General features: G+C 59.0%; 26 protein-coding genes and 1 riboswitch. Of the genes, 14 read left to right on the top strand and 12 right to left on the bottom strand.

Annotation, left to right across the window (positions count from 1 at the left end; translation table 11 throughout):
• Window positions 1-139: 139 nt before the first annotated feature.
• The 8 genes from B5M42_RS14400 (at window position 140) to B5M42_RS25560 (ending at window position 9,575) form a co-directional block, all read left to right on the top strand.
• Window positions 140-802 carry a hypothetical protein gene (locus tag B5M42_RS14400; protein WP_134749739.1) on the top strand — a complete coding sequence of 221 codons (663 nt, stop codon included), beginning with the start codon at window positions 140-142 and terminating at the stop codon, window positions 800-802.
• Between the two features lie 366 nt (window positions 803-1,168).
• Window positions 1,169-1,840, top strand: coding sequence for a MarR family winged helix-turn-helix transcriptional regulator (locus B5M42_RS25565; protein WP_230632915.1), 672 nt, complete (start codon window positions 1,169-1,171; stop codon window positions 1,838-1,840).
• Window positions 1,841-2,046: 206 nt separating this feature from the next.
• A complete protein-coding gene (locus B5M42_RS14390; RefSeq protein WP_134749735.1) occupies window positions 2,047-2,415 on the top strand; it encodes a VOC family protein in 369 nt (122 codons plus the stop codon).
• Between the two features lie 218 nt (window positions 2,416-2,633).
• Window positions 2,634-3,080: an SRPBCC domain-containing protein gene (locus B5M42_RS14385; RefSeq protein ID WP_134749733.1), complete on the top strand. Its 447-nt coding sequence runs from the start codon at window positions 2,634-2,636 to the stop codon at window positions 3,078-3,080.
• 256 nt (window positions 3,081-3,336) lie between these two features.
• Window positions 3,337-6,600, top strand: coding sequence for a cellobiose phosphorylase (locus B5M42_RS14380; RefSeq protein ID WP_167689614.1), 3,264 nt, complete (start codon window positions 3,337-3,339; stop codon window positions 6,598-6,600).
• A 496-nt stretch (window positions 6,601-7,096) separates the two neighbouring features.
• The gene (locus B5M42_RS14375; protein WP_134749731.1) at window positions 7,097-7,987 is read left to right on the top strand and encodes an AraC family transcriptional regulator; all 891 of its coding nucleotides are present in this window, start codon (window positions 7,097-7,099) and stop codon (window positions 7,985-7,987) included.
• 306 nt (window positions 7,988-8,293) lie between these two features.
• A complete protein-coding gene (locus tag B5M42_RS14370) occupies window positions 8,294-9,208 on the top strand; it encodes a methyl-accepting chemotaxis protein (RefSeq protein WP_230632914.1) in 915 nt (304 codons plus the stop codon).
• An 88-nt stretch (window positions 9,209-9,296) separates the two neighbouring features.
• Window positions 9,297-9,575 (top strand): helix-hairpin-helix domain-containing protein, encoded by a 279-nt coding sequence (locus B5M42_RS25560; RefSeq protein WP_329959318.1) that lies wholly within the window; start codon window positions 9,297-9,299, stop codon window positions 9,573-9,575.
• Window positions 9,576-9,778: 203 nt separating this feature from the next.
• Here B5M42_RS25560 and B5M42_RS14360 read toward each other — a convergent pair whose 3' ends face one another.
• Window positions 9,779-10,462, bottom strand: a complete 684-nt coding sequence (locus B5M42_RS14360; RefSeq protein WP_134749729.1) for a DUF2306 domain-containing protein — start codon at window positions 10,460-10,462, stop codon at window positions 9,779-9,781.
• 206 nt (window positions 10,463-10,668) lie between these two features.
• Window positions 10,669-11,433, bottom strand: coding sequence for an exodeoxyribonuclease III (locus tag B5M42_RS14355; protein ID WP_134750022.1), 765 nt, complete (start codon window positions 11,431-11,433; stop codon window positions 10,669-10,671).
• Between the two features lie 151 nt (window positions 11,434-11,584).
• On the opposite strand from B5M42_RS14355, the gene B5M42_RS14350 reads away from it, so the two are divergent.
• Complete coding sequence (locus tag B5M42_RS14350) at window positions 11,585-12,010, top strand: DUF6157 family protein (protein ID WP_134749727.1); 426 nt, start codon at window positions 11,585-11,587, stop codon at window positions 12,008-12,010.
• A 262-nt stretch (window positions 12,011-12,272) separates the two neighbouring features.
• Window positions 12,273-13,529 (top strand): serine hydrolase domain-containing protein, encoded by a 1,257-nt coding sequence (locus B5M42_RS14345; protein WP_209280652.1) that lies wholly within the window; start codon window positions 12,273-12,275, stop codon window positions 13,527-13,529.
• Window positions 13,530-13,581: 52 nt separating this feature from the next.
• Here the strand turns inward: B5M42_RS14345 and B5M42_RS14340 are convergent, their stop codons facing one another.
• Window positions 13,582-14,160, bottom strand: coding sequence for a TetR/AcrR family transcriptional regulator (locus B5M42_RS14340; protein ID WP_134749723.1), 579 nt, complete (start codon window positions 14,158-14,160; stop codon window positions 13,582-13,584).
• A gap of 162 nt (window positions 14,161-14,322) precedes the next feature.
• Between B5M42_RS14340 and B5M42_RS14335 the strand changes: the two genes are divergently transcribed.
• Window positions 14,323-15,792 carry an MFS transporter gene (locus B5M42_RS14335; protein WP_134749720.1) on the top strand — a complete coding sequence of 490 codons (1,470 nt, stop codon included), beginning with the start codon at window positions 14,323-14,325 and terminating at the stop codon, window positions 15,790-15,792.
• A gap of 102 nt (window positions 15,793-15,894) precedes the next feature.
• Here B5M42_RS14335 and B5M42_RS14330 read toward each other — a convergent pair whose 3' ends face one another.
• The 3 genes from B5M42_RS14330 to B5M42_RS14320 are packed head-to-tail and all read right to left on the bottom strand — an operon-like array spanning window position 15,895 to window position 17,581.
• Window positions 15,895-16,560, bottom strand: coding sequence for a hypothetical protein (locus tag B5M42_RS14330; RefSeq protein WP_134749718.1), 666 nt, complete (start codon window positions 16,558-16,560; stop codon window positions 15,895-15,897).
• Window positions 16,557-17,048, bottom strand: a complete 492-nt coding sequence (locus B5M42_RS14325; RefSeq protein WP_134749716.1) for a signal peptidase I — start codon at window positions 17,046-17,048, stop codon at window positions 16,557-16,559. The genes B5M42_RS14330 and B5M42_RS14325 overlap by 4 nt, the downstream gene beginning before the upstream one ends.
• A complete protein-coding gene (locus tag B5M42_RS14320) occupies window positions 17,045-17,581 on the bottom strand; it encodes a TasA family protein (protein ID WP_167689610.1) in 537 nt (178 codons plus the stop codon). The genes B5M42_RS14325 and B5M42_RS14320 overlap by 4 nt, the downstream gene beginning before the upstream one ends.
• Window positions 17,582-17,818: 237 nt before the next feature.
• On the opposite strand from B5M42_RS14320, the gene B5M42_RS14315 reads away from it, so the two are divergent.
• The gene (locus B5M42_RS14315; RefSeq protein WP_134749713.1) at window positions 17,819-18,235 is read left to right on the top strand and encodes an MmcQ/YjbR family DNA-binding protein; all 417 of its coding nucleotides are present in this window, start codon (window positions 17,819-17,821) and stop codon (window positions 18,233-18,235) included.
• Between the two features lie 423 nt (window positions 18,236-18,658).
• Here the strand turns inward: B5M42_RS14315 and B5M42_RS14310 are convergent, their stop codons facing one another.
• Both B5M42_RS14310 and B5M42_RS14305 read right to left on the bottom strand, forming a co-directional pair.
• The gene (locus tag B5M42_RS14310; protein ID WP_134749711.1) at window positions 18,659-19,498 is read right to left on the bottom strand and encodes a hypothetical protein; all 840 of its coding nucleotides are present in this window, start codon (window positions 19,496-19,498) and stop codon (window positions 18,659-18,661) included.
• 212 nt (window positions 19,499-19,710) lie between these two features.
• On the bottom strand, window positions 19,711-20,268 hold the full coding sequence (locus B5M42_RS14305) for a PilZ domain-containing protein (protein WP_134749709.1): 558 nt from the start codon (window positions 20,266-20,268) through the stop codon (window positions 19,711-19,713).
• Window positions 20,269-20,465: 197 nt separating this feature from the next.
• Here B5M42_RS14305 and B5M42_RS14300 point away from each other — a divergent pair, with 197 nt between their 5' ends.
• Window positions 20,466-20,939, top strand: a complete 474-nt coding sequence (locus tag B5M42_RS14300; RefSeq protein ID WP_134749707.1) for a hypothetical protein — start codon at window positions 20,466-20,468, stop codon at window positions 20,937-20,939.
• 254 nt (window positions 20,940-21,193) lie between these two features.
• The gene (locus tag B5M42_RS25555) at window positions 21,194-22,120 is read left to right on the top strand and encodes a methyl-accepting chemotaxis protein (protein WP_134749705.1); all 927 of its coding nucleotides are present in this window, start codon (window positions 21,194-21,196) and stop codon (window positions 22,118-22,120) included.
• A gap of 188 nt (window positions 22,121-22,308) precedes the next feature.
• Here the strand turns inward: B5M42_RS25555 and B5M42_RS14285 are convergent, their stop codons facing one another.
• The 4 genes from B5M42_RS14285 to B5M42_RS14270 all read right to left on the bottom strand — a co-directional run bounded on the left by B5M42_RS14285 (window position 22,309) and on the right by B5M42_RS14270 (window position 25,620).
• Entirely contained in the window at window positions 22,309-22,467 is a 159-nt protein-coding gene (locus tag B5M42_RS14285) for a hypothetical protein (RefSeq protein ID WP_167689607.1), read from the bottom strand.
• 101 nt (window positions 22,468-22,568) lie between these two features.
• The gene (locus tag B5M42_RS14280) at window positions 22,569-23,918 is read right to left on the bottom strand and encodes a cryptochrome/photolyase family protein (RefSeq protein ID WP_134749703.1); all 1,350 of its coding nucleotides are present in this window, start codon (window positions 23,916-23,918) and stop codon (window positions 22,569-22,571) included.
• 86 nt (window positions 23,919-24,004) lie between these two features.
• Window positions 24,005-24,478 carry a C40 family peptidase gene (locus B5M42_RS14275; RefSeq protein WP_134749701.1) on the bottom strand — a complete coding sequence of 158 codons (474 nt, stop codon included), beginning with the start codon at window positions 24,476-24,478 and terminating at the stop codon, window positions 24,005-24,007.
• Between the two features lie 3 nt (window positions 24,479-24,481).
• Window positions 24,482-24,619, bottom strand: a riboswitch (cyclic di-AMP (ydaO/yuaA leader).
• 182 nt (window positions 24,620-24,801) lie between these two features.
• Entirely contained in the window at window positions 24,802-25,620 is an 819-nt protein-coding gene (locus B5M42_RS14270) for a hypothetical protein (RefSeq protein ID WP_134749700.1), read from the bottom strand.
• Between the last annotated feature and the right edge of the window lie 10 nt (window positions 25,621-25,630).

Raw genomic sequence — 25,630 nt, 5'->3', positions numbered from 1 at the left:
CCAAGGCGTGGCTGATCGCAGAGGCTCATCGCCCATAGTCTCATAGAGCCTCATAGAGCCTCATAGAGCCTCATAGAGCGTGCATCGCCAAACGGACCACAACGGCGAGGGTTCGGTCATTGACAGGAGAGTGAGAGGGATGCAAATGACAACGGAAAAGCTGATCCGCTGGGCCGGTCTGTCAGCAGCCGCTGCCGGCGTGCTGTTCATTGCGGTTCAAATGCTTCATCCGCACGAGGTTCTCCCGGCGGTTACGACCGTGCGCTGGGCAGTCGTACATGGTTTGACAGTTACGATGTGCATGCTTGGCCTGTTCGGGATTACGGGTCTGTATACTGTGCAAGTGAAGGAGAGCGGTTGGCTGGGTTTGGTCGGCTATGTGATGTTCAGCTGCTGGTTTTTGCTGGCGGCGGCGCTGACGTTTGCGGAAGCGTGTATTTTGCCTCTGCTGGCGACAGAGGCTCCGCGGCTGGCGGAAGGCTTTCTGGCGTTATCCAGCGGCAGGACAAGCGAGGTCGATCTGGGGGCGCTGGCGGTAGTTGGAGGGCCGGTGTCGGCTGTACTTTATTTACTTGGCGGGTTGCTGTTTGGCCTTGCCCTGGTACGGGCCCGCGTTATATCGCGCGGAGCGGCTATCCTGTTTGCTTGCGGAGCCGTCGCTTCGCTGGCGGCAGCTGTATTGCCGCATGATCTTGCACGTATTGCCGCTGTGCCGATGGGGTTGGGGCTGGTCTGGACGGGATATTCGCTCCGTTCGCGGCGGGGACGCGCCGAGCAGGCAAAGGGAGGCATAGTCGCTTAGCGGAGAGGCAACTTTGAAGCATAGAGCGCAAGGGGACGGCCATTGGCCGGGCTTGGGCTCGCTCAAGAGGCGTGTTTCAATCCCTTGACAACTGCGCAATGCCAGTCTGACTGTGGACTGTTTCCTTGCACGTCAGGTCAGTGCAGGGTAAGGATGTCGCTGCGCGGCGGGTGCAGCGTCTGGGCCAGATATGCCGCAGAATATGAGCAACTGCATAGATACAGAGCCAAGAGCTGTAGCAACTGCCAATGTGCGGGAGCTCGGCTTTTGTCATTTCTGTATTTTAAAATTAGTTGCAATAGCATCTTATATTAGGATACAATGTAATTAGTTGCAATACCCACCTATATCGCGAGGAGGATGCGTGTGAACGAAGAGAATCAGCCTGCGGCGAACGCGAACGAAACTGCGAACGGAGCTGCAAATGCAGACGCAAATGCAGATGTAACCGCAGACGCAACTGCGAAGGCAGACGCAACCGCAGACGCAACCGCAGACGCAACCGCAGACGCAACCGCAGACGCAACCGCAGACGCAACCGCAGACGCAGACGCAACCGCAGACCCAACCGCAATCGGAACCAAAACCAACACCACAGACACAAACACGGAATCGCACGGCCCCTATATATCGGCGATTTACCGCCATATGCAGGTGATGATCTCCGGCGAGCTGGCCCCGTATCGGATTGGCAGCGGTCAATATATGTTCCTGATGGCGATTGCTGCAGCGGAGCCTGGGACGCAAAAAGCGCTTTGCCGGCAGCTGTTGATCGACAAGACGACTGCGGCGAAGGCCATTGCGAAGCTGGAAGCCGAAGGTTATGTGCGCCGGAAAGCCGATCCGGCCGACAATCGCTATCAGTTGCTTTTTTTGACCGCAGAGGGGCACGAGGTCGTACCCAAGGTGCGAGAGGCGCTGGCCAGAGTCAAGAACAGGACGCGGAAGGGGATTGCCGATGAGCACTACACCCTACTGCTGGAACTGCTGCGGACGATGCTGCGCAACGTGAGCGAGCAGCAGGGGGACGAGGAATAACGTGCATTCCCTCAACCTGCGAGCCCCGGCATACCCCCTGCGAGCCTCTGCATGCCCCGCAGAGCCCTGCTTAGTCCCGCATAGCCCTGCAAGCTCCACAGAGCCCCGCATAGCCCCGAGGTCCAGGAGCTTGCGAAATCCGCGCCGCGTCAGGGGCCGCGCGACCCGCGAACACGGCATTCTTATCTTGAAGGAGGATGGATACGATGGAGATGACACCATTTATCGCAGTGGACAACTGCAAGGAAGCAATTGAATATTATCGCAGCGTGTTTGGCGGCGAGACAGTGATTTTGCGCACCAGAGGCGAGACGGTGATGAACGCCGATTTGCTGCTGCCCGGAACGACGCTGAAGTTTGCCGACACCGAAGCGGCGCAGCCGCAGCAGCGGGGCGATTACGTGCGCGTGTTTGCAAAAATCGATACGGAAGCGGAGTTCCGGCGAATTTACAGCGACTTGGCGGCAGAAGGGGCGATAGTAACGGCAGCCTACGAGGCTCCGTTTAACGGTCTGCTGGCGATTGTGACGGACCGGAACGGCGTGTGCTGGGTGCTGTCTTTTTACCGGAATTAAGCTGGAAAAAGACGGGCCGCGGCCTATCCTGGCGCGCTGCTGCGCCGCTCACCGGCATACCGAGCCGATCAAAGCGCTGGTCCCGCGGGACAGGCGCTTTTGCTCTTCTATCCGGCCTGCAAAAAACACTTGAACGTTACGTTACGTCATCTTTTATACTGTGACTACAGGCAGCGGCCCGGCCGCTTTGCCCAACACGGATATGGAGGTTGAATCACATGACAAATGAACGTTTTCTCACGCACGATACCTTTACCATTGAACGCAGCTATCAGGCTTCTCCGGCGCAAACCTTTGCGGCATGGGCCGACCCGGCGTTGAAGGCGCATTGGTTCCCGCCTGCGGAGGAGTTTGAATTCCGCGTCGGCGGGCGGGAGATTATCAGCGGCAGCGAGCCCGGCGGTCCGGTGTTTCGCTCGGTAGCGACGTTTCACGAGATTGTTCCGGATACGCGGATCGTCTATACGATCCTCATCGATATGGAGACGACGCGGATTTCGGTCAACGTGGTCACAGTCGAGTTCGAGGCGGCGGACGAGGGGACGCGACTGGTGTATACGGAGCAATGCGTGTTCCTGGACGGATTGGATTCGGTAGAAATGCACAGGCTCGGCTGTCACGATTTCCTGGACAAGCTGGACGTATTTTTGCGTGAACAATCGTAAAACATGATCTGCGAGAGGCTGCTTCAGCCTCTTTTTTTGCGCAGTTGTCATGACGGGCGCGCCTGATGCTCTCGGGGGAACGTTCCGAATAGATTGCGAAAATTTTCGGTTCTTCTTACAGTGTTTACCGAAATCGATCCCGAATATATGCAAAAAATTGCAGGAAACTCGTCCCAAAATGCAAGTTTGCCTTTACGAAACCTGTTTCATTAGCTATCGTTAAAAACATAGGATGTAAGGTAAAGGGGACTGAAATATGGCGATTGAGATCAAAAAACAAGCACCATCCTACCGACTGGACGCCGGAAACAAATTCGTAATTGAAGCGTTCGAGAAAGCGAAACCATTTTCGAGCTTTTTGCCGGGAATTGCCGGCGTTGACGGCGTTCCGCTGTGGCTGTTTTATGTGAATCGCGGTCAAGCGGTAGCGAGCTTTGGCGTCGAAGACAAGAACGGAGCCATGATGGAGTTTTTCCCGGCCGACAAATCGTACCGTCAGGTGGGGCTGCAGGGCTTCCGCACATTTATGAAGCTCGATTCGGTGTTCTACGAGCCGTTCTCTGAGGTGCAGCGCCATACAACCGAACGCAGAACAATGCAGATTGCGCCGAACCTGCTGCGGATCTGTTCCGTTCACGAAGCCTATGGCATTGAGGTGGAGATCAGCTATTTCACAGTCCCGGGCGACAAGTTCGCTGCACTGGTCCGCGATGTAACCGTCACTAACCGCAGCGACCGCGAGCGGCGCATCGAGCTGCTGGACGGCATGCCGGCCGTAATTCCGTTCGGCATCGAGAACCTGATGTACAAGGAGCTCGGCAACACGTTGAAAAGCTGGATGGACGTGTACAACCGCGAAGAGCATGTGCCGCTGTTCAAGCTGCGGGCCAGCACGGCGGATACAGCGGAGGTCAGCGAGATTCAAGGCGGTCATTTCTATATGAGCTTTGCTTCCGGCGCAAGCGATCCGAATGTTGCGGAGCTGCTGCAGCCGATTGTCGACGCCGGGCAAATTTTCGGGCAAAATACGTCCTTCACGCAGCCGGATGCCTTCCTCGACAGCTCGCTGGGCGAGGTGCTGGCTGCTGAGCTGGTGACGACCAACAAGGTGCCGTGCGCTTTCAGCGGCACGTCCCGCAGCTTGCGTCCCGGCGCATCCCTGCGCCTGACCTCCTTGCTTGGCCATACGACGGATATCGCCCGCATCAATGCGCGCAAGCGCGAGCTGTGCGATTTCCGTTACGTGGACCGCAAGCGTCGGGAAGCGGAGGCGCTGGTCGATCAGTTGACCGCGACTGTGGCTACCGATTCGGCCGAACCGCTGTTTAACGCTTATACCCGACAAAATTATCTCGATAACCTGCTGCGCGGCGGCTATCCGCTGCTTTTCGAGCGCAAGGGTGGGGAGCCGGCCGTTTACCACGTGTTCTCCCGCAAGCACGGCGATCTGGAGCGCGATTATAACTTTTTCAAGCTGCAGCCGGGCTACTATTCGCAGGGTAACGGCAATTTCCGCGACGCTAACCAGAATCGGCGCAGCGATATCTTCTTTGAGCCGCAGCTCGGCGATTTCAACGTCTGGATGTTTATGAGCCTGATTCAAACCGACGGCTACAATCCGCTTGTCGTCAAAGGCTGCAGCTTCCGGTTGCGCGATGCCGCCGAGGTGCTGGCGAACGTACATCAGGACGACGCCGCGGCGGTGGCGGATTTCCTGAAGCAGCCGTATACACCGGGCGATCTGCTGCAATTTTTGGAGCGGGGACGCATTCGCTTGACCGTCCCGGCGCGACAGCTGCTGGAGGTGGCCATTGCCGGCTCGGAGCAGAGCATCGAAGCGGACTTCGGTGAAGGCTACTGGATCGACCATTGGACGTACAATATGGATCTCATCGAGAGCTATCTGGCGGTTTACCCGGATCGCAAGGCCGAGCTGCTGCAGGGCGAGCGCCGCTACGCTTTTTACGATAGCCCGGCGTTTGTGCGGCCGCGTGCCGACAAATACGTGCTGGCTGCGCCCGGCAAGGTGCGGCAATTCTCATCCGTCGAGGAGTCGGCCGAGAAGGAGGCGTTGCTGCACGCGCGCAGCGAGCGCCGGACGTGGGCCCGTTCGGCCCAAGGGCAAGGGGACGTGTACGAGACGAATTTGCTGGCGAAGCTGGTGCTGCTCGCTGCGGTCAAATTCGCTGCGCTTGACCCGGAAGGTCTGGGCGTACAGATGGAAGCCAACAAGCCGGGCTGGAACGATTCGCTGAACGGATTGCCGGGTCTGTTCGCTTCCGGCTTCAGCGAGACGTGCGAGCTCAAGCGCGTCGTCAGATTCCTGCGCGGCGCGCTGGCTGACGGCGCTGCAAGCGGCGTTGTCCGGCTGCCAATCGAGCTTTGCGAGCTGCTGGCCGGTCTCGAAGCCGCGCTGGCCGACTACGCGCAGGATCAAGCGGACGGACGCGATTACCGCTACTGGGATCGCAGCCATCAGCTGCTGGAGCGCTACCGTAGCCGCGTGTTCCTCGGCTTCGACGGCGCGGAGCAGGAGCTGGCGCTGCCGGAGCTGGAGCGTTTGCTTGCTGTAATGGACAACAAGCTGGAGCAGGCTATGGAGCGGGCGCTGGTGATCGGGCAGGGGCTGTATCCGACGTATTTCTATTATGAAGCTGCGGCTTATGAAGCGCAGACGGATGAGCACGGACAGCCGCGGACGAACGCCAAAGGGCTGCCTCTGGTGAACGTGACGGCATTCCGGCGCGTCGATGTGCCGCACTTCCTGGAGGGGCCTACACGCGCGCTCAAGGTCATCGGCGACGGCGCGCTGCCCAAGCAATTGCATGAACGCGTCCACGCCAGCGGCTTGTATGACCGCAAGCTGGGGATGTATAAGGTCAACGAATCGCTGCTCGGTCAGCCGATGGACCTCGGGCGGTCGACGGCGTTCACCCCGGGCTGGCTGGAAAATGAATCGGTATTTATGCACATGGAATATAAATATTTGCTCGCGCTGCTGCGGGCTGGCCTGTATGCCGATTTTTACCGCGCTGTCCGAACTGCCTGGCCGATCTACCACGACCCGGCGGTCTACGGGAGGAACGTGCTGGAGAACTCCTCGTTCATCGCCAGCAGCGCCAATCCCGATCCGGGCGTGCACGGCACCGGCTTTGTCGCTAGGCTGAGCGGCTCGACAGCCGAATTTCTCAGCATGTGGGTCGCGATGATGGCGGGCGACGCGCCGTTCGTGCTGCGTGACGGCCAGCTGGCGCTGAGTCTGCGTCCTGCCCTGCCGGGCTCGCTGTTCAAGGAGGACGGCACGCTGAGCTTTACCTTCCTTGGCCGTATTCCGGTCATTTACCGCCATCCGGCCAAGACGGACACTTTTACAGGCCGCGAGCCGGGCAAGGTGCTGCGTTACCGTCTGACTTACGGCGACGGGCGCGTGGAGCTGGTCGAAGGCGCCGATGTCAAAGGCGAGTTGGCCGAGGACATCCGCAGCCGGCACGTCGTGCGGCTGGAGGCCGAGCTGAGCTAACGGAGGCGCAAGGGCAGGCGCTTCGTTTTGAACAAACCAACAACGGTGACGAACAGTCGAAAGACGGTTCTTCATCGTTTTTTTTGCGTCGAGCGATTGGAGCTCCTTGCCCTTGTCTAGAAGTCCGGCGAAAATCCAGTGTCCTCCGGTCGATAGCGGTTTCCACTCGCTGTTATAGCCGGATTTTTCGATGGAATTGGAATCACCCCCGTTTGGGGTGAAAATCCGTCTACAAAGGCGACCGCTGACGCTGTTCCAACTCCCTATCGACTCTCCGGCCACTTTCTCACCGGACTTCTGGAGCCGCTCTTGCGTTATGATAAGAGAAGACACGATCAACGGGAGGCTAATCGATGACCTATCAATGGACTTGGGCCGGCTTTGTGCAGGCCTCAAACGGCTCTTGCCGAGCCTGCGCACCCTGCATATCGGTGCAGGCAATGTCGGAAGCGGCGCTGCCGAACCTGCTAAGCTAAGGAAGAAGGGGGGAAACCGAATGGATTCGCTGGAGCATTTGAACCGTGCGCTGGACTATGTGGAGGCGCATTTGGCCGACGATTTGGAGGTGCGCGAGGCAGCGCGGCTTGCCGCTTGCTCGGAGTATCATTTTACACGCATGTTCTCGTTTCTGGCCGGTGTCACGTTGTCCGAATACATTCGCCGCAGACGGCTGACGCTTGCGGCTATGGAGCTGGCGCAAGGCCAAGCCCGCATTATCGATGTCGCGGTGAAATACGGGTACACGTCGCCGGACGCTTTTGCCCGGGCGTTTCACAATCTGCACGGCGTTACGCCGTCGGAGGCCCGGCAAACGGGCCAGCCGCTCAAAGCGTATCCGCGGATGTACTTCCGACTGACCATTGAAGGAGGTAGTGAAATGAAGTATCGTCTTGTCGACAAGCCGGCGTTTCGCATCGTCGGGCTGATGAAGCGGGTGCCGATCGTGTTTCATGGGGTGAATCCCGCGATCGCGCAAATGTGGCAAAGCTTGACGATGGATATGATCGGCCAGCTCAAGGGCATCTCCAATGTGGAGCCGCAGGGGCTGATCAGCGCATCGGTGCATTTCTCGGAGGGCCGGATGGAGGAGCAGGGGGAGCTGGACCATTACATTGGAGCAGCAACCACAGCGGCCTGTCCGCCCGAATTTGCCCAATTGGAGGTCGCTGCGGCGACGTGGGCTGTTTTTGAAGCGGTCGGTCCGTTTCCCGATACGCTGCAGAGCGTCTGGGGCCGCATTTATGCCGAATGGCTGCCCTCCTCGGATTACGAGCTGTCTGTCGGTCCGGAAATGCTCTGGAACGCGCATAAGGACGTGACCGCGCCGGATTTTCGCAGCGAAATCTGGATTCCCGTTGTCAAAAGACGCAGCGCATCCGCCAATTAAGCGAGCAGCTGCCGGCAGCCTGCGGCGCAAACGCGAAGACGCCAGCCTGAAAGGGTCGGCGTTTTTGCTTTTTTTCTCTATCGGGCATTTTAGAAGAATGGGGAGCGAGAAGCCGTATATCCCGCGCGGCAGGCTGAATTCTAGCCAAAAAGGGCGCTATTACTATCGAAAAATCTACAAAATTCGGCACTTGCGGCCAAGCTTCCGAATAAGATAGCAAGCAAAGGGACGCTGCGCCAACCGACGGCACGCCGTCGGACAGGTTCTGCGCCGCCGCGAGAGGAAGCGGGAGGAGAGGGATGGGCCGTGAGCGATGCGCATCGAAGTACGCAGGTGTTGAACAGTCAAGCGGTGCTGGGCGCCTTGGAGGATACGTTTGCGATGATTGAGTTCGATCTGGAGGGGCGGGTGCTGTGGGCCAACGCCAATTTTGCCAATGCGTTAGGATATGCCCAAGCGGATATGCCGGGTATGCAGCATCGTCAGTTTTGTCCGCAGGGACTGGTCGACAGTCCGGCATATGCCCAGCTGTGGAGCCGTTTGCGGCAGGGCATATGTTTTCAGGAAAAAATCCAGCGAGTGACCCGCAGCGGCCGGATGATCTGGCTGGAGGCTTCGTATATGCCGGTCTTTGACGCGGGCAAGGTCGCGGCGGTGCTCAAGGTGGCCACGGATATTACGGCCCGGCAGGAGGCCAACGCCGCCAAGGTAACGGCCGAGCTGCAATTGATGGCGAAGATGCTGAGCCAGCGGGCGTATCAAGGCATTACCCGCAGCCGGGAGGTCGCGGCTTCCATTGACAAGCTGGTGGCCGAATCGGCCAGCAATCACCAGCTGCTGCTCGCTTTGCAGCGCCAGGCGGAATCGGTCAAGGGGATTATCACGACGATCCGCAAAATCGCTTCGAAAACGAATCTGCTAGCGCTGAACGCTGCGATTGAAGCCGCCCATGCCGGCGAATTCGGGCGCGGCTTCGATGTGGTGGCCAAGGAGGTGCGCGAGCTGGCGATTCAGGTTGAGAATGCGACCAAGGAGGTCAGCAACGAAATCCGGGCAATGGGTGATCAGGTGCTCGGTATGAAGCAAGGGACGGAGCGGTCCGATCAGGCCGTGATCGAGAGCCAGCGCCGCGTGGCCGACGCGCTGGAGGAGTTTGCGTCGATTGGCGAAGCTTCACAGGAGCTGTACAAGCAATCGAAGGTGCTGGTTGAACTGCTGTAGGCGGGCGGCTCCCGGCGGGGCGGGTTAGGCAGGTGATGGGTGGCGACGGGTGTGGTAGGATAAGAAGAAAAGCAAAGGAGCTCTCACGATGACGGCTGACGAAAAGACCAACAGCGCCGGAAGACCGAGGCAAGCTTCCCCGGCAAATGCCGACGGAGACGCAAGCTCCTACGCCTGGCCCAAGGGCGTGGCCAAGCCGGCGCAGCGGGCGTTGGCGGCGGCCGGCTTGACGCGGCTGGAGCAGCTGCAGCAAGTGACGGAGGCCGAGCTGCTGGCGCTGCACGGCATGGGGCGTAAAGCAGTGGAGGCGCTCCGCGAGGCGCTGGCAGAGCGCGGACTAGGCTGGAGAGGGGCCGGCGAGGAGTGACCGCGGTGCAGACCGCGGCGCCTTACCTCTCCCGGGAATGCAAGGAGCCTGCGCCCGACAATCGGACGCAGGCTCCTGCGGGCTTTTGCATGCAGCTGGGGCTGTCGAAACTAGCAAATAGCAACTGGCAGCTCTGCGGCTCTGCGGCTCGTTCGCCCTAAACACCTGCTGCGTGGTGTCTGGCGGCTGGCGCTTAGGGCTGTTCAGCCGGCTTTTGAAGAAGCGGCCGAACGCCCGGCTGGTCGCCGTTGGATCTTCTTTCGGCTGCGGCTGATCCACCATTGGGCGAACGCAAGGTTCGGAACCCATGCCAGCCAAGCGATAACGATGAACGAATCGTTCGTGTCGGTTACGCCGAACAGCACCGCTGCAAGCGGAACATAGATGCGCAGCGTAATCGCTGCAAAGGTGAGCGCATAGTTGCGAAGCATCCATTCGCCATGCTCGCGCGGTTTGCGCTCGACGATGATGCTGCGCAGGCTGCGATACAGCGTATACAGCCACAACGCGGCCAATGTGGCGAAGCCGATGCGGCCGCTCCAGCCGCCGTTGCCGTAGCAGGCCAGATAAAGGCCGGTTACACCGGCGACGGCGATTCCGGCTGCATACACATAGCCGACGGCCCGATGCAGGACGGGACGGCTGCGGCGCAGCTTGCCGATGAATTGCAGCCAGCCGATGGCCAGCGCCGTGCCGGCGGTAACGGCGTGCGCCCACAGCATGTACAGCCAGAGCCCGGGCAGCTCGCCTTTGGCAGAAACAAACGGCTGCTGGCTGGCCCGCTCGGGCGTGGCGTAAAGCGCGAAAGCGTAGCCGCAGATGGCCAGAGCCAGCAGCGCTGTCAGAGCGAGCCCCCACGCTCGCCCGCGTTTTTTGGTTGTTTCCATAATTGCATCCCCCTGCCGATCAACGTCATTTTACTCAGCCCAGTATAGCACGGGCCAACACGGCGTCGAAGCGTCTGAGGTCGGGGAGGTCCCCCGTCCCGAGTCGAGAATCGCAAGGCTACCGGGCTGCAGCATAAGGACCGAACGCAGGCTTGCGGCAGGAGCAAGCAGCGCTCCCGGGGCTGCACAACGCGGGCGATAGCTTGTTATTCGGCAGCCTGGCTCAGCTCCAGAACGACCGGGCAATGATCGCTGCCCAGCACGGCCGCGTCGATGCCGGCGGCTTGCAGGCGCGGCGACAGGCGGCTGGAGATCAGGAAATAATCGATCCGCCAGCCGACATTTCGTTCGCGCACCTTGGGCATGTTCGACCACCACGTATAGGCGTCGGCGCGGTCGGGATACAGATGGCGGAACGTATCGAGGAAGCCGGACTCCAGCAGCAGCGTCATCTTCTCGCGCTCCTCTGCGGTGAAGCCGGAATTGCCGCGGTTGCCCTTGGCGTTCTTCAAGTCGATTTCCTGATGGGCGACATTGAGGTCGCCGCATACGACGACAGGTTTGCGGGCATCCAGCTCCAGCACATATCGGCGGAAGCGCTCCTCCCACTCCAGCCGGTAGTCCAGCCGGCAGAGATCGCGCCGGGCATTCGGCGTGTAGACGTTTACCAGATAGAAATCGGCAAACTCCAGCGTGATGACGCGCCCTTCCGGCTCAGCGTCTTCCTCCAGACCGTAGCGCACGGACAGCGGAGCAAGCCGGGTGAAGACGGCCGTGCCGGAGTAGCCTTTTTTCTCGGCATAATTCCAGTATTGCTTGTAGGACGGGTCGATTCCCAGCTCGATTTGTCCGGCCTGCAGTTTCGTTTCCTGCACGCAAAAAATATCGGCGTCCGTTTGCGCGAAATAATCGATGAAGCCTTTGTTGACACAGGCCCTCAGGCCGTTGACGTTCCAAGAAACCAGCTTGATCATGGCGAGCTCTCCCACTTGTCCCCTTGACAGCGACAAACAAAGTTATTTTTCTAGTTTAGCATAAAAGAGAGGCCTTCACTGACCGTATTTGTCAGTCGCGTGGTATATAATAAACATATCCACTACAGCCCATAACGGAGGAAGCGTCATGGAACTGAACTACTACAACACCTTTATTACAGTTGCCGCCGATTGTCCGAGTGAGACGGGGATCGCGCCGCCCGACAAAAAAACCGGCAAAACCAAGCCCGGCATCGAATTCGAGCTGGCTGCGGATGCGCCTTACGCGTACACCCAGGAGGAGCTGCTCTATGCTGTGTATGTCAGGCACAAGGACATCCCCGCAGAGGAACTGGCCGCCCGCGACGCCGAAATTCGCGCTGCTTTTTTTGCGAAGCCGCAGCCGTGCTTGCGGGCCTCCATGCTGGCTAAGAAATACGGCTGGGGCATTCATTTCGACGAGCGGGGCAAGCTCGCGCTAGTTGCCGTCGAGTCGCCGGCGTATCGGGAGTTTCTGGAGGGGCAGCGCCCGGAGGTCAAGCTGGTGCCTGCGATGCGGAACAAAAGAGCGTAGGAAGGCCCTGCTATCCGCGGGATTCGGCGACGGGCGTCCGAAGCGAAGCGACACTGCGGGCGATAGCCGCCAATCGGGTTACGGAACGTCCTTGCCGCTGCGGGTCAGGGCGTTTTTTTTGGCGTGTGCGGGCGGAAGCGAACAAATTGACACATTTTCGAACGAATCGACTGTAGTTTTGCGCGCGTGGGAGGTGTAAAGTAGAAGTGTAATATAAAAACGAGGCTTGAAATGGGTAATGGCTTACAACGAGGTGATCATCATGAGAAAAAAACAATGGCTTGGCGCTGCTCTCTGCTGCGCATTGTTAGTCGCAACTGTAGGCTGCGACGAGCCAAAGCCGGCAGGCTCAGGCATGGCAAGCGCAAGCCCCGGAGCGGGACAATCGCAAAGCGCAAGCGGGACGTATTTTCCGGGCGAAGAATGGCGCTCCTCCACGCCCGAAGAGCAGGGAATGGACTCGGAGACGCTGTATGCCGCCATTCAGATGGCCATAGCGGGAAGAGAGAGCGCCAGCAGCTTGTTCGACAGTCTGCTGATCGTGCGCAACGGGTATATCGTAGCCGAAGCGTACGGCCCGCGGAAGCAGCCGAATTCGCGGCAATTGCTGCATTCCGCTACCAAAAGCGTTACGTCGGCGCTGCTGGGCATCGCTATCGATGAGGGCTATATCAAGGATGTGAACACGAGCCTGTGGAGCGGGCTGAAACATGGCGAGGTGGCGAATTGGGACGACCGGAAGCAGGCCATCACCATCGAGCATGTGCTGACGATGTCTTCGGGTTTGGCATGGAATGAATTCGGTGCGGTCAAGGGCCCGGAGGATTCCGCTTACAACATGTATAACTCCGGCAATCTGGCCGACTACGTCATGAACCGGCCGATGGCCGATAAGCCGGGGGCGGTGTTCAATTACAGCTCCGGCAGCTCGGTGCTGCTGTCGCGACTGATCGCCGACAGTACAGGAACCGATACGGCGAGCTATGCCAAGCGCAAGCTGTTTGCGCCGCTGGGCATCACAGATGTGAACTGGGAGCTGTTTGACGGCATCGCCAACGGGGCCAGCTTTTTGTACATGACTTCACGGGATATGGCCCGAATCGGCTATCTGTACCTGAACAACGGACAGTGGAACGGCGAACAGATCGTGCCGCGGGCTTGGGTGGAGGCTTCGACCCGCAAGCACATCGACGGCGGCCAGTTGCGCAGGGCGGACCTGCAAGCCGACGGATACGGCTATCAGTGGTGGATCGACAGCTTTGGCGGGTATTCGGCCAGAGGCCAATACGGACAGTATATTTTTGTCCAGCCTAAGCTGAATCTCGTCGCTGTATTTCAAAGTCATCTGTCGGATACGACACGGGATTTTGAGCTGCCGCTGCAGATCATGCAAAATGGCGTTATCGCAGCGGTGAAGAGCAGCAAGCCGCTGCCCCGCAACAGCCGGGCGCAGGAGCTGGCGGGCGTGCTGATGCGTCAGCGGATGCCGCAAGACGACAGCTGGCGGCAATGGGAGTAAGCAGCCGGGCGTGCGGCCTGATCAACGCGGCATCCGCCGCCGCCTGCCGGCTTTAATCTAGCGGCTCGACCTGCCGATCGATCAGCGTCTGTGCGGCATGCTCGAAATATTCGTAATTAAACGCCTCTCTATTCATATAGGCGACCATCATCGCGCCGCTGCTGAGCATGCTCAGTTGGCCGGTCAGCTCCTCAGGATCGCGGGCGCGGGTACGGCCGGCAATTTCACGGATCGCGGTCCATAATTCATTGCGTCTGCCGACGGCGACTTGATGGCCGGGATGCTCCAACTCGGGAAATTCAACCGAGGTATTCATAAACGCGCAGCCGCGATAGTCCGGGCTTTGCATACGTTCAATCAAGCGGCGGATCAGGAAACGCAGCTGTTCCAGCGGATCGTTCGGATACCGGCGCAGAGCCTCCTGCAGATTGTCCATATTGCGCGCATGCCGTTGCTCCAGATAAGCGACGATCAGATCGTCCTTCGTGGCAAAATTGCGATAAAAGCTCGCCTTCGCAACCCCGGACTCGGCGATAATCCGGTCTACGCCAACGGCGCGCATGCCTTCGCGATAAAATAAATCGCCGGCAGCCCGCAGAATCCGCTCCTTGGCGGTTTCTTTTTTTTCCATACGAATCACCCGACCCCAAAGTTTGGTAAAATGGCTGTTGACATGAGACAGATCTGTCTGTATCATCAAAGCAGGAAATGAGACAGATCTGTCTCTCTCATTTTAAAAAAAAGCGCGGCTGCTGTCAAACGGACGGTCCGCGGGCGAAGGAGCGATTTTGCAATGGGCGATACGACGGGTTATGACCCTAAGCGCTGGCTGATGCTTTCCGTCATTATTATGGCGACGTTTATGGTGGTGCTGGACACGTTCATCGTGAATGTGGCGCTGACCTCGATTTCACAGACCCTGCACGCCGGCTTCTCCAAGCTGCAGCTGATTATTGCGGGCTACGTGCTGGGGTATGCGGTGCTGCTGATTACCGGAGGGCGGCTGGGCGATATGTTCGGTCGCAAACGGCTGTTTCTCATCGGCGTGGCGGGCTTTGTGCTTACGTCCGTCTGGTGCGGCTTCGCCGGAGGGGCGAACATGCTGATCGCAGCGCGGATTTTTCAAGGCATATCGGCGGCGGCGATGGTGCCGCAGGTGCTGTCGCTGATCCAGGTGATTTTTCCGGTTGAGGAGCGGGCCAAGGCGTTGGGCATTTATGGTGCCGTCATGGGGCTGGGCGGCATCTCGGGACAAATCGTCGGCGGCTTGCTGCTGCAGGCGGATTGGTGGGGTATGGGCTGGCGGCTGGTGTTTCTGGTGAACCTGCCGATTGGCGTCATTGCCTTTGTGGCGGCGGTGTGGGTGCTGCGGGAATCATATGCGCCGGAGCGCAAGCGTCTGGATACCGCAGGCGTTGCTCTGGCGACGGCCGGATTGGTGCTGCTGATTTATCCGCTGGTCGTGGGCCGCGATAACGGCTGGCCGTGGTGGTCGTATGCCAGCTTTCTTGCAGCGGCGGTCTGTCTGACGATCTTTGTTGTTTTTGAAAAAAGCTTGCTCCATCGCGGCGCTTCGCCGCTGCTTCCGCTGGGGCTTTTCGCGCAAAGCTCCTTCCGGCGCGGGATGTACATTGCGCTGGTGTTTTATAGCGGCAATGCCGCGCTGTATTTCGTTCTTTCCGTGTTCATGCAGGCCGGCCTCGGATTTACGCCGCTGCATTCCGCGTATACGTTCCTGCCGATGGGCGTCGGCTTCTTTGCCGCTTCACTGCTGGCGCCCAAGCTGAAGCAGCGCTACGGGCAACGCTTGCTGCAAGCCGGAGCGCTGCTGATGATTGCCGGCTACGGGCTGCTGATCGGGCAGCTGGAGCGGCAGACGGCGTTTGTCTGGAGCGACTTTATCGTCGCGCTGCTCATTGCCGGCGCCGGGCAGGGCGCGGTCGCTTCGCCGCTTGTGCACACAGCGTTGTCCCGCGTGCAGGGCGCATATGCCGGAGCCGCTTCGGGCGTGCTGAACACGTTCACTCAAGTGGCTCAGGCGCTGGGCATCGCTGCCATCGGCACGATGTTCCAGTCGCTGCTGGCGCATAGCGGCGCTGCAGCGGCGTTGAGCGGCTATGGGCCTGCGCTGCGCGACTGTCTGCTGGTGCTGATCGCACTGGCTGCCGTGACCTTTGCGCTGATCGGCCGGCTGGGAGCCGGTGCTGTCGCCCAGCCGCAGCCCCGGCCAGCCGTCGCAGCGGAGAGCGAAGCGCGCGGATGAGCGGACGGCGGCGCACCAACGCCGTGACTGAGCGCGCCAACGAGCGGTAGCAGCAGACGCCGGGCCGCGTCGCTGCTGCTTCAGCCGCTGTGCGACTGGCGGCTAGGTGACGACAATCACCACCGGCAGCAGCACCTGCTGCACAGGCAGCGAGACTGCGTTGTAGGCTTTGACTGACAGGAAGCCGGTGTAAGTTCCCGCTGTGACAGGTTTGAACAGATTGAGCACAACCGAGCCGGTTTTGCAAATGAAATTCAATGACTCCGTTGATTGCGGAGTCAGCGCAAAGGTGACTGAAGAGGGCGGTGACGCGGTCGTTCCGGCGTTCGTCTGCGATGCCGGCAGCGGGAACAGCATGTCCGTCAGCGATTTGGACGCACCGGACGGCGCGCTGGAGGCGACCATCGACATTTGCAGCGTGAGCGGCTCCGTCGATTTGTTTTTGACCCGGACGACATTGCTGTAGGTAGTTGGCGTGTAGAGCAGGCCGCCGAGCAGCGGGCCGAGGTCAATCAAGCCTTGCGTGGCCGGGATATTGCCGAAATCCATCGACAGATGGGCGTCCGCGCCGCTGGCAATCGGCCGGCTTGCATTCAGCGGCATGGCTGTGCCCGGGCGCAGCTGCAAATAGAACCAGATGCCCGAGCCGGCGTCGGCTTGCAGGCTGACAGCGGCGCTGTTGCGGAAAAAGCCGAAGGTATGCGCAGGCAGCAGCAGTGCGCACAGCAGCGTCAAGGCGAAGCGGCCAAGCAGGCCGGACCGGCTCACGGCTCGTCGGCGGAACGCCGCCGCTGGCGCAAGCGCATCAGTGTATAAACGAGCAATCCGGCCAGCAGCAAGCCCAGCGGAACCGTCCACATTTGCGCATAGTAGACCAGCATGCCAACCAACGGCAAGTGCGCGACATAGACGCCGGCCAGTTGCCCGTCGACGACGGGCAGCGGATCGGGCTTCGAATTGGCGTCGCCCTTAACCGTGTAGGCACCGTCGCTGCCGATGCCGACAATCCGGTGCATGATCGGATAAGGGTGTCCCTCCATCCGATAGACGACAATGTCGGCGTTATGAAGCTCGGCCCCCGGCTTGCGCACGAGCGCCAGCGAGCCGTGCGGAACGGTCGGCTCCATGCTTTTGCTTAACACGATATACAAGCTCATGCCGGATATTTGTAGCGCCGTCAGCAGCGTCAGCGCCGCCGCAGCTGCAATCAGCAGCGCGCTAAGCAGAAAAGCGGCAGTCCGCTCCCGCGCGTTCATCGCGGACCGCCTGTCAGCTGCTGCGCTTGAAAGGTAAACGTCACAGCCTGCGAAAGATGCTGAAACGTATTGTCGGCCGATGACGGGAACAATATGGTGACATCGACGCTGCGCGTACCCCCGGCAGCGACCGTGCCGAGCGGCAGATTGTTCAGCGCGGTATAGGTGGCGATCGGCACAGCAGAGCCGCTGTCGATTTTCAGTTGCAGCCCGTTGGCGGCATCGGTCCAAAGCAGCGTCTGCGGTGCGACGGAATCGGTTTGCAGCGCAAGCGTGAAAGCAACATTGCCGGCATTCGTCAGAGAAATCGTTCTCTGAATCGAGTCGCCGGGCACAAGGTCGGTGAGTGTCAAATTCAGGTTGGCCGGACTGTCGATGCGCACATCGAGCGTGGCTGTGCCGAGCGCGTCTGTAGCCAGCGAATCGGAATCGGAGAACAGCGCGGTCACCTTGCCGACCATCTGCAGGGCTGCGAGCAGCAGCAGCAGGCCCAGCCAGACGGAAGCCTGCAATCGGTAACGTTTTAGATTCATCGTGCGTCCCTCCCTTAACATCCTTTCTGTCGGATGGATCATATTATTGTAGTTTGTCCGATGTAAAAATGTTCCAGGATATCCGGTGATTTGTACAAGATTGGGAATGGAGCTGAAGGCAGCGGGGAGAGCGGGAGACGCGAAGGACCGGGAGGATATAGGAAGGAAGGCCGTGGAGCGGAGGACAGCCGCATGCTATAATGAGATTCACTATATCTGGAAAAAGGGGATATCCGCATGAACACAGATCACGCCGGCTCCTGTGACAGCGCCTATAAGGACGAGCTCTCCGAGCGCATCCGCCTGCTTTGCATGAGCTATCCGGCCGTCAGCGAGCGGCCGAGTCATGGCGCTCCGTCCTTTTTCATCGACGGCAAGCGGTCCTTCGTACAAATTCGTGACAATCATCACGGCGATGGGCGGTTTGCACTCTGGTGTGCTGCGCCTGAAGGCTTGCAGTCGCTGCTGGTGGATTCTAACCCCGAGCTGTTTTATGTCCCGGCTTATGTCGGTCATCTTGGCTGGGTCGGCTTGCGGCTGGACCGCAGCGCTTCGTGGGAAGAGATCGAGTTCATCGTGCGGGACGCTTATTTGGCCCGCGCCTCGAAGAAGCAGCAGGCGCTGCTCAGCGGTCGGGCTGTAACACAGCCGTAAAGCCGCCGTTGCCGCCGGCGCTTGGTCGCGAGGCCCCTGCCGATGAAGCGGCAAGGGATGGGCTTCGTGACGAGGTTGGGAGCAACCGTACATATCGTCGGCTCAAAAGCAGGATGAAGCGGCAAGGGTCGGGCTTCCCGGCGAGTTTTCCGCATGGCCGGCGACTTCCGTTGCGCGGTGCCGGCCGTAAGACGGCTGTCAGACCAACCGACAACAGGCTGTCCGAAAAGGAAGGGTACATTCGGATAACGGATAAGCCAGTCCCGCAATCAGAACGAAAAAACCTCCAAAACCACTGTACAAGCGGGGTTGGAGGTTTTAACTTTGCTTGAAAATCGGATTACAGCGGGAATGAAAAGCCACAAAATGACTTTTTGGGCAGCCCCGTACTGCTGGGGCCAGGCGGACGACTGCCGGTAACGATCACTTCAACGTAATCGCGGAAATGCTGCCGTTGGTGGCAAAATCCTGCGTATATTTGACCGTCGCCGTTGCCGTCACGGTGCCGTTCGGTCCGGTAATCGTCACGGTTGGCGTCGAGGAATAGCCGGCTCCCGCATTGACAATTTCAACGCCGGTCAACGCGCCGTCCTTGACAATCGCTTTGACGGAAGCAGCTGTATACTTCCACATCTCGCCTTTGCTGCCGGCGTAGCGGTAATAGTTGGACACTTCGTCCAAACGATCATTGGTAATGCCGTACGGGGCGAGCACCTTCAGCAGCGCCGCTTTGTTGCTGCGCGCCTGCTCGTCGGTCGGCGAGCTGCCGGCGCCGGCCGGCGTCACGCCGCTGAACGCTTCGCGGAACACCTCTGTCGGTACGCCGAGCGCCGAAGCGATCAGCACGACCGGCCGTCCGTGATCGATCGGATCGGTGTTATAGCCGTCCGTAATCGTGATGGTGTAGCCGGACGGGTCGTTCGTGACCTGCGCCGGCGGCTGTCCGCCTCCGCTTTGCGGCCCGCCTTGCGGCGGCTGTCCCGACGGGCCGGGCTGTCCGGCTTGCCCGGGAGCCGGCTTTTGCGCGCCGTCCTGGTTCGAGCAGCCGCCCTGTCCTTGCTGTCCGGCTGGACGGCGGCCGCCGTCCGGGCCCGGGGCAGCTTGCGGCGGCTTCGCTTGACCGGCCGCAGGGGCTGCCGTCGCAGCGGGTGCGCCCGACGGAGGGGCGGATGGAGACGGGGACGGAGAGGCGGCTTGAGCGACGATGCAGGCGGAGGCGGCAATCAGCAGGCCGCAGGTGGCGAGTAAGGTTTTTTTCATCATGGGGAACAGCTCCTTTGAAAGTGGATGGTGACTACATCCCTAGAATAAAACGCGTATGTGTTCGGAATGTGTCAGGCCATTTAGGAAGCTGAATTTTTTTGCCGGTCGTCACTAAAGGCTTCGGGGCAGCTTGCGGCGAAGCGCTAGGGCGCACAGGCGCGTACAAACCGAAAAAACCGTCCCGGCAGACACCGGAACGGTTTTTTAAACGCTTACACCTGCTTGGCAAGCATGTATCCGTACAGAATACGTATGTTGGCATTGTCCATGAATTGAATGCGCGAGCCGTAGCGCAGCCGGCCGGCTTGCTCGACTTGATTGGTAACGACAATATCGCAAATCACGGGCAACTGCTCGGACTGAATCACCATGCGGCTGAGCATGCCTGGCTCGACGTCCTCATCGTTCTCGGTGACAAAGCTGAAGCCGCGATGGCTGACGTCGTGCAGGCGAATCCGCACGATGCGCTCCTCGTATCTGGACTGCTGGATCAGAACGGCGGGCAAGTCAACGCGAATGCGCGGAAAGTTCCGGCGGTCGTTGAAATAGTCTTCAGGCAGCAGAGGGATAAACAATCCGATTTCCCCCGGCTTGACGATGATGACCTTGGCTTCGATCTGTTTGCCTTTGTAAAGAGCCAGGATGAACTCGGTCAGCTCGACTTCGTGCTCTTCCGTTACTTGAATGCGCATCAATTCGTCCTTGAATTCGATGAGAGTGCCGGCCACTTCATGGCGCTGGTTGATCAGGATTACGCTCTCGGATGTCATATTCGTCTCACACCTTTTCTGAGAACATTGGGCTTGTTCATAAGTATTCGTCGTACCTACCGGACTTTTCCTGCCGAATCGGCAAAATTTTCAGAATCCGGCAGGAGAATAAAATATTTGTATACATATATGTCATTTATTTCTACCTTGTGTTATAGTAATTGCAGGGGGAAATTACCAGTAAAAGGTGGGATTTCATGTTTAAGGCTAAGAAAATTGTAACCGCATTCATTCTCGCGGCTATCGTGATGATGATGAGCGTCGGACTGAGCAGCTCGGCCGCTCCGTCGCAGTATGTCCACGGTGTATTCTCGACGAGTCCGCTGTACGTACTGGACGGCACGACCGGCAGCTGGCTGACGGCGACAAGCGGCGACGCAATCGCAAGCTGGACCGAAGTGCCATTGGCCTCCGGCAACCAAGGATTTTTTAACGCGATCGTGAATGTAGGCACTGACCGTTACGAGTTCCGTTTGGTGAACCTGACTTCCACGACAGTTGACCAAATTAACGGCAAATACGACATTTACAAAAACTATGTGAAAGTAGCTGCAGCGATTCCAGGCACGGTGTATGGCTTGAGCCAGCCGGTCGGCAACTATTTCAAATTCTACAATAGCACGTCGACTTGGCATGTATCCGGTTACATTACGAGTCGTCTGGACTACTAGAAGCTAGAAGAAAGAGGACTCCGCTCCCCCTGGAGTCCTTTTTTGCGCGTTTGCGGGGGGAATTGGCACGGGGCCGACTGTTGGCAGGTCGGATGCCTGCACAGCGGCCTTCGGATCAATGAAATTATTTCGACAAATTTCGTCATTCTTATTGCAATTAACGGTTCGCTTGGAACCTGTTTACTTTTGCTGAAATAAAGAGCGTGGTAGTATAAAAAGATCATTTATTTAGTTTTTTAAGAGAGGGATTGAAGATGCAGACGGAAGAGAAAATCCTGCCGGTGCGCAGTACACAGATGTTGGATGTCCGGGCAGTATTGGCCGCTCTGGAGGGCTCTTTGGCGATGATCGAGTTCGATCTGGACGGTACGGTTATTTGGGCGAATGAGCTTTTTGCGCAAGGGATGGGTTATCGGGCGGCAGAGATGCCGGGTTTGCATCATCGGACGTTTTGTTTGCCGGAATTCGCGGCCAGCCCGGATTACGTCAAGCTGTGGAGCGATTTGCGAAACGGACTTGATTTTCAGGATAAAATACAACGTGTTGCCCAGGACGGCCGGCTGCTTTCCCTGGAAGCGAGCTACATTCCCATCCGCGATGACAACGGCAGGGCCGTGGCGGTATTAAAGGTAGCTACCGACATTACGGAGCGCGAGCGGGCTGCCCAGCAGGCGACCCGGGATTTGCTCGATATGGCGGAAACCCTCAGGGAGCATGCCGGGACGGGCGCGAGCTGTGCGCGGGCGATTTCCGGAGCTTTTGGGAAAATGGTCGCCGATTCCGAAGAAAACATGGAGGTGCTGTCCTCGCTGGAGGCGGAGGCCCGTTCCATTCGCGGAGCGGCGGGCAAAATTCGCGAAATCGCCGACCAGACGAATTTGCTGGCCTTGAATGCCGCTATCGAAGCGGCGCATGCCGGAGAGCACGGACTTGGCTTCAACGTGGTCGCTGGCGAGGTCCGCAAGCTGGCCCAGCAGGTTCAGCAGGCCACGTTGGAAATCAGCCGGGCTGTCGAGGGGATGGCCGGTCAAGTGGCGAAGATGGGCGGTGGCACGCTGCGCGCGAGAACGTCGATTGTCGAAAGCCAACAGCGCATCATACAGGCGGTCGATGAATTCGCCACCATTGACGGAGCCGCTCAACAGCTGGAGGCGCGGGCGCAAACGTTAGGCGAGCTGTAGTAGCCCGGCACCTCCTGCGTAGCAGTAGGGCAGAGGGACATCTCCGGCAGGCACCTTCATTCCTGTGCAGCCTTAGCATTCAGGGGCAATAACAACCAAAGCCAAATATTCCGGCTTGACCGGAGCATTTGGCTTTTTTGGCTGTTTAAGCTTGCAGAGAAACGGGTATTAACTGGTATTAACGGGTATTAAGGTAACAAAAAGGCTAATGCGACTACGCCAACGGACAGTTGAAAGACCAGCTCCAGCCAATCGATGCGGCGCGGGGCGATCAGCTTCGCTGCGCGATAGACGCTGTGCCCGACAATGACGATCAACCCGATTTGCACAACCAGCTGCGGCACCATGCGGTCAACCTCCTTCACAGACGGTTGAGAGCGGCAAGCTCCTCTTCATCAGGATATGGCCGATCGGGCGAGAACATGTCAACCTGACGCGATGAGCCGCTTCACTGCAAAATCGTGCGATAGCAGTCGATGGCTGCCGCCCGCGACGCCTTGAGGTCGACAATCGCCTGCGGCAGCGGAAGATGGATCGCTTTGTCGCTCAGCCCGGCAAGTGCGGGCAGCCAGCGGCGGATGTACAGCCCGGCCGGGTCGTGCGTCTGCGATTGCGTGACCGGGTTCATGATGCGGAAATACGGCGCGGCGTCGAAGCCAAGCGAAGCGCACCAGAGCCAGCCGCCCCGGTTGAGCGTGTTGTCGTAATCGCTCAGCTTGTAGCGGAAATACTGCTCACCTAGCGTGAACGGGCACTGGAGGTTCTTGGTCAGGAACATCGCCGTGATCATGCGCAGCCGGTTCGGCATCCGCCCTGTTTCGTTCAGCTCCGTCATCGCCGCGTCCACGACCGGAATGCCGGTGCGGGCCTGCCGCCAGCTGTCGAAGTGGCGGTCGCTTAGCGCCGACAGGTCGTAGCGCTTCTCGTAGCTGAAGAAATCCGCATCGTACAGCGACTGGTAGATGTAAAAATCCCGCCAGGCCAGCTGTCGCAGCCAGGCGCCCGCCAGCTCGCAGCCCTGCACCGCCTCATACACCGCGCGAATCGAAATCGCGCCGGTGTTGATGGCGGGGCTGAGCGAGCTGGTGCCGTCATACGCGTAGTGGTCGCGCCGCTCCGCGTATGACGGCACATGCTGCGCGACGAACTCGCGCAGCCGATCCTCGGGCGCTTCGGCGGCCGGATAGGCCGGTGCCGCCAGCGCCCAGGGCAACGGCCAGCGCGCCAGCAGCGCCGGCCCGCCCTCGACCGTCGCAAGGCTGACGGTCGACAGATCGCGCAGCGTGAGAGGCGAAGCCGGCCGGTGGTACAGGCCGAGGAACTCGCTCCACTTGCGGTAAAAGGGCGTATACACCTTGTACGGCTCCGCCCGCCCGGCATAATGCTGCAGCGCCGGCAGATCGGCCAAGGTGTGGTCGACGAGCGCGGTGACCCGCACTCCGCGCCGCTCGGCGGCGTCGCGGATGCGGCGGTCGCGCACGAGCGCATACGGCGTGAAGTCCGCGTGCAGCACGATTTCGCTGCAGGCCGGCGACACGCCGGCCAAGATGTCGTCGATCACCTCGGCCGGATCGCCGTAGACGATGTCGAGCGTCCGCCCCAGCTCGGCGTATTGCGCTTGCAGCCGCACGGCATGCCGCAGAAAGTTGACGCCGCTGTGGGCGAGATGGCGGTCCCGCTTCAGCAGGAACGGGTCGAGAATTAGCAGATGCAGGCTCGGCTCGCCGGCAGCGTGCAAATAATCGAACCCGGCCAAATCGCCGATGCGCAAATCCTTGCGGTGGACAAACAGCTTCATAGGATAGTCGCCTCCGGATAAATGAATAAAGCCCGGCCGCCGCTCGGTGAGGAGGGGGCGCAGGCTTTATTCCAAACGTCTTACGCTTACTTGGATTCAGCAGTCAATTGGTTGTACAGGTCTTCCCACAGAACGCGGCGAGCCGTTACGTAACGCTTGGCATAATAGGACTCGCTCAGCTTGTTTTTCACAACGCCTTTATCGGTAGCGGAGTGGATGAATTCGCCATCTCCGAGATAGATCCCAACATGGGAAACGCCTCTACCATCAGTGTTGAAAAAGACAAGATCGCCAGGCTGCAGATCTGCTTTGGCAACATAGTTGCCTTCCTGACTTTGGGATTTGGAGCTGTGCGGCAGGTCGATGCCGAACTTGTCGAACACATAGGAGGTAAAGCCGGAGCAATCAAAGCCCTCGCTGGTTGTACCCGCCCATTTGTAAGGAGTTCCGAGCAATGCGTTTACCGTAGCTTCCAGTTTGTTTTCCGACGCGAAAGCGCTTCCGACGCTCAAGCTCAGAAACAAGGCCAAGCCTAAAACAAGAACGACAACCTTTCTCAACTGCTTGTCTCCTTCCGGTGCCTACGAGGTTAGCTGGAGGGTTCGGTTGAAGGTTCCCTATGATCCCTTTGTTGCAAGATCAATTCACCCAGAGTGGTTCCCCCGTTTCCCGATAAATCGGGAATTCGGCATGTTGTTTTTGGTTTTCTTTTCCTAACTAGAGGAATTCGTCAGAAACCTCGAAAATCCTCCTTAAATATTCACGTTTCTCTAAAAAAATGTGAAATTGTTCGCAAAATAGACAAAAAAGAGGCCTTCTCTTCGTCAGAGAGGACCTCTTTTTTAGCGTTTTTGGCCGCTTTCGTAGGGAATCCGGCGGTCGATCAGCCGCTGTTTTTGGCGATCCAAAGCTGATATTGCGCAGCAATCGACCAGACCTGCAGAAACGTGTGAAGCAGCGGCATCAGCTGATAAAGAATCAGGGCGAGCAATCCGGCCCAGATGTAGGTAGCGGTAGCGGCGACGCCGGCAAGCAGCGCGCCGGCTGCCAGCAGAATGACCGCGAGCAGGATAATCGGCAGACCGTTCAGCGTGAAGATCAGCAGGGTGGAGAGCGCGCCGGTGCGGCGGGCTTTGGCGAATTGCAGATACATGAATACCAGATGGAGCGCGTAGCCGTAGACGAGCAATCCGATGAACCACGGCAGCAGCTCCCGGAGCGCCGCTTCGTAAGTCAAGCTGTGAGCGAGCAGCCGAATCGCTTTGGGGCCCAGCCAGATGAGAGGCAGTGCCGTCAGCGCCAGCCGCAGCGCATAGTAGAAGAGGAAGGGAAGCGTCAGCGACCGGATGCCTTTTACAAACCGATAACCGGCATGCAGCTCTGGGTGCGCCAGCGAGTAATACACGCCTGCATTCAGCGCCGGCGTCAGCAGCATGCGGATCAGCAGCAGCAGAGCCAGCCCCCACAAATAGGGGTGACTGAGATCGGTTTTGAACAACTGGAACTGGCTTTCCGCCAGAAACAGCTGGACGGCCTGCCGCGGTTCGCCATGCTGCGGATAACGATGCATCAGCGGCACGACCACCGACTGCACGAGCTTATACAGGAGCGTTCCCCAGCCGAGCTGGTACAGAAAGAGGATGATGCAGACGAATGGCTGCTGCAAGGCTTTACGGTATCCTTGGTGCAGGTAGAGCTTCATGGACGATTCT

The organism is Paenibacillus athensensis (assembly GCF_004514475.2).
Taxonomy (GTDB): domain Bacteria; phylum Bacillota; class Bacilli; order Paenibacillales; family NBRC-103111; genus Paenibacillus_AL; species Paenibacillus_AL athensensis.
This window is presented reverse-complemented; position numbering and strand designations above follow the sequence as displayed.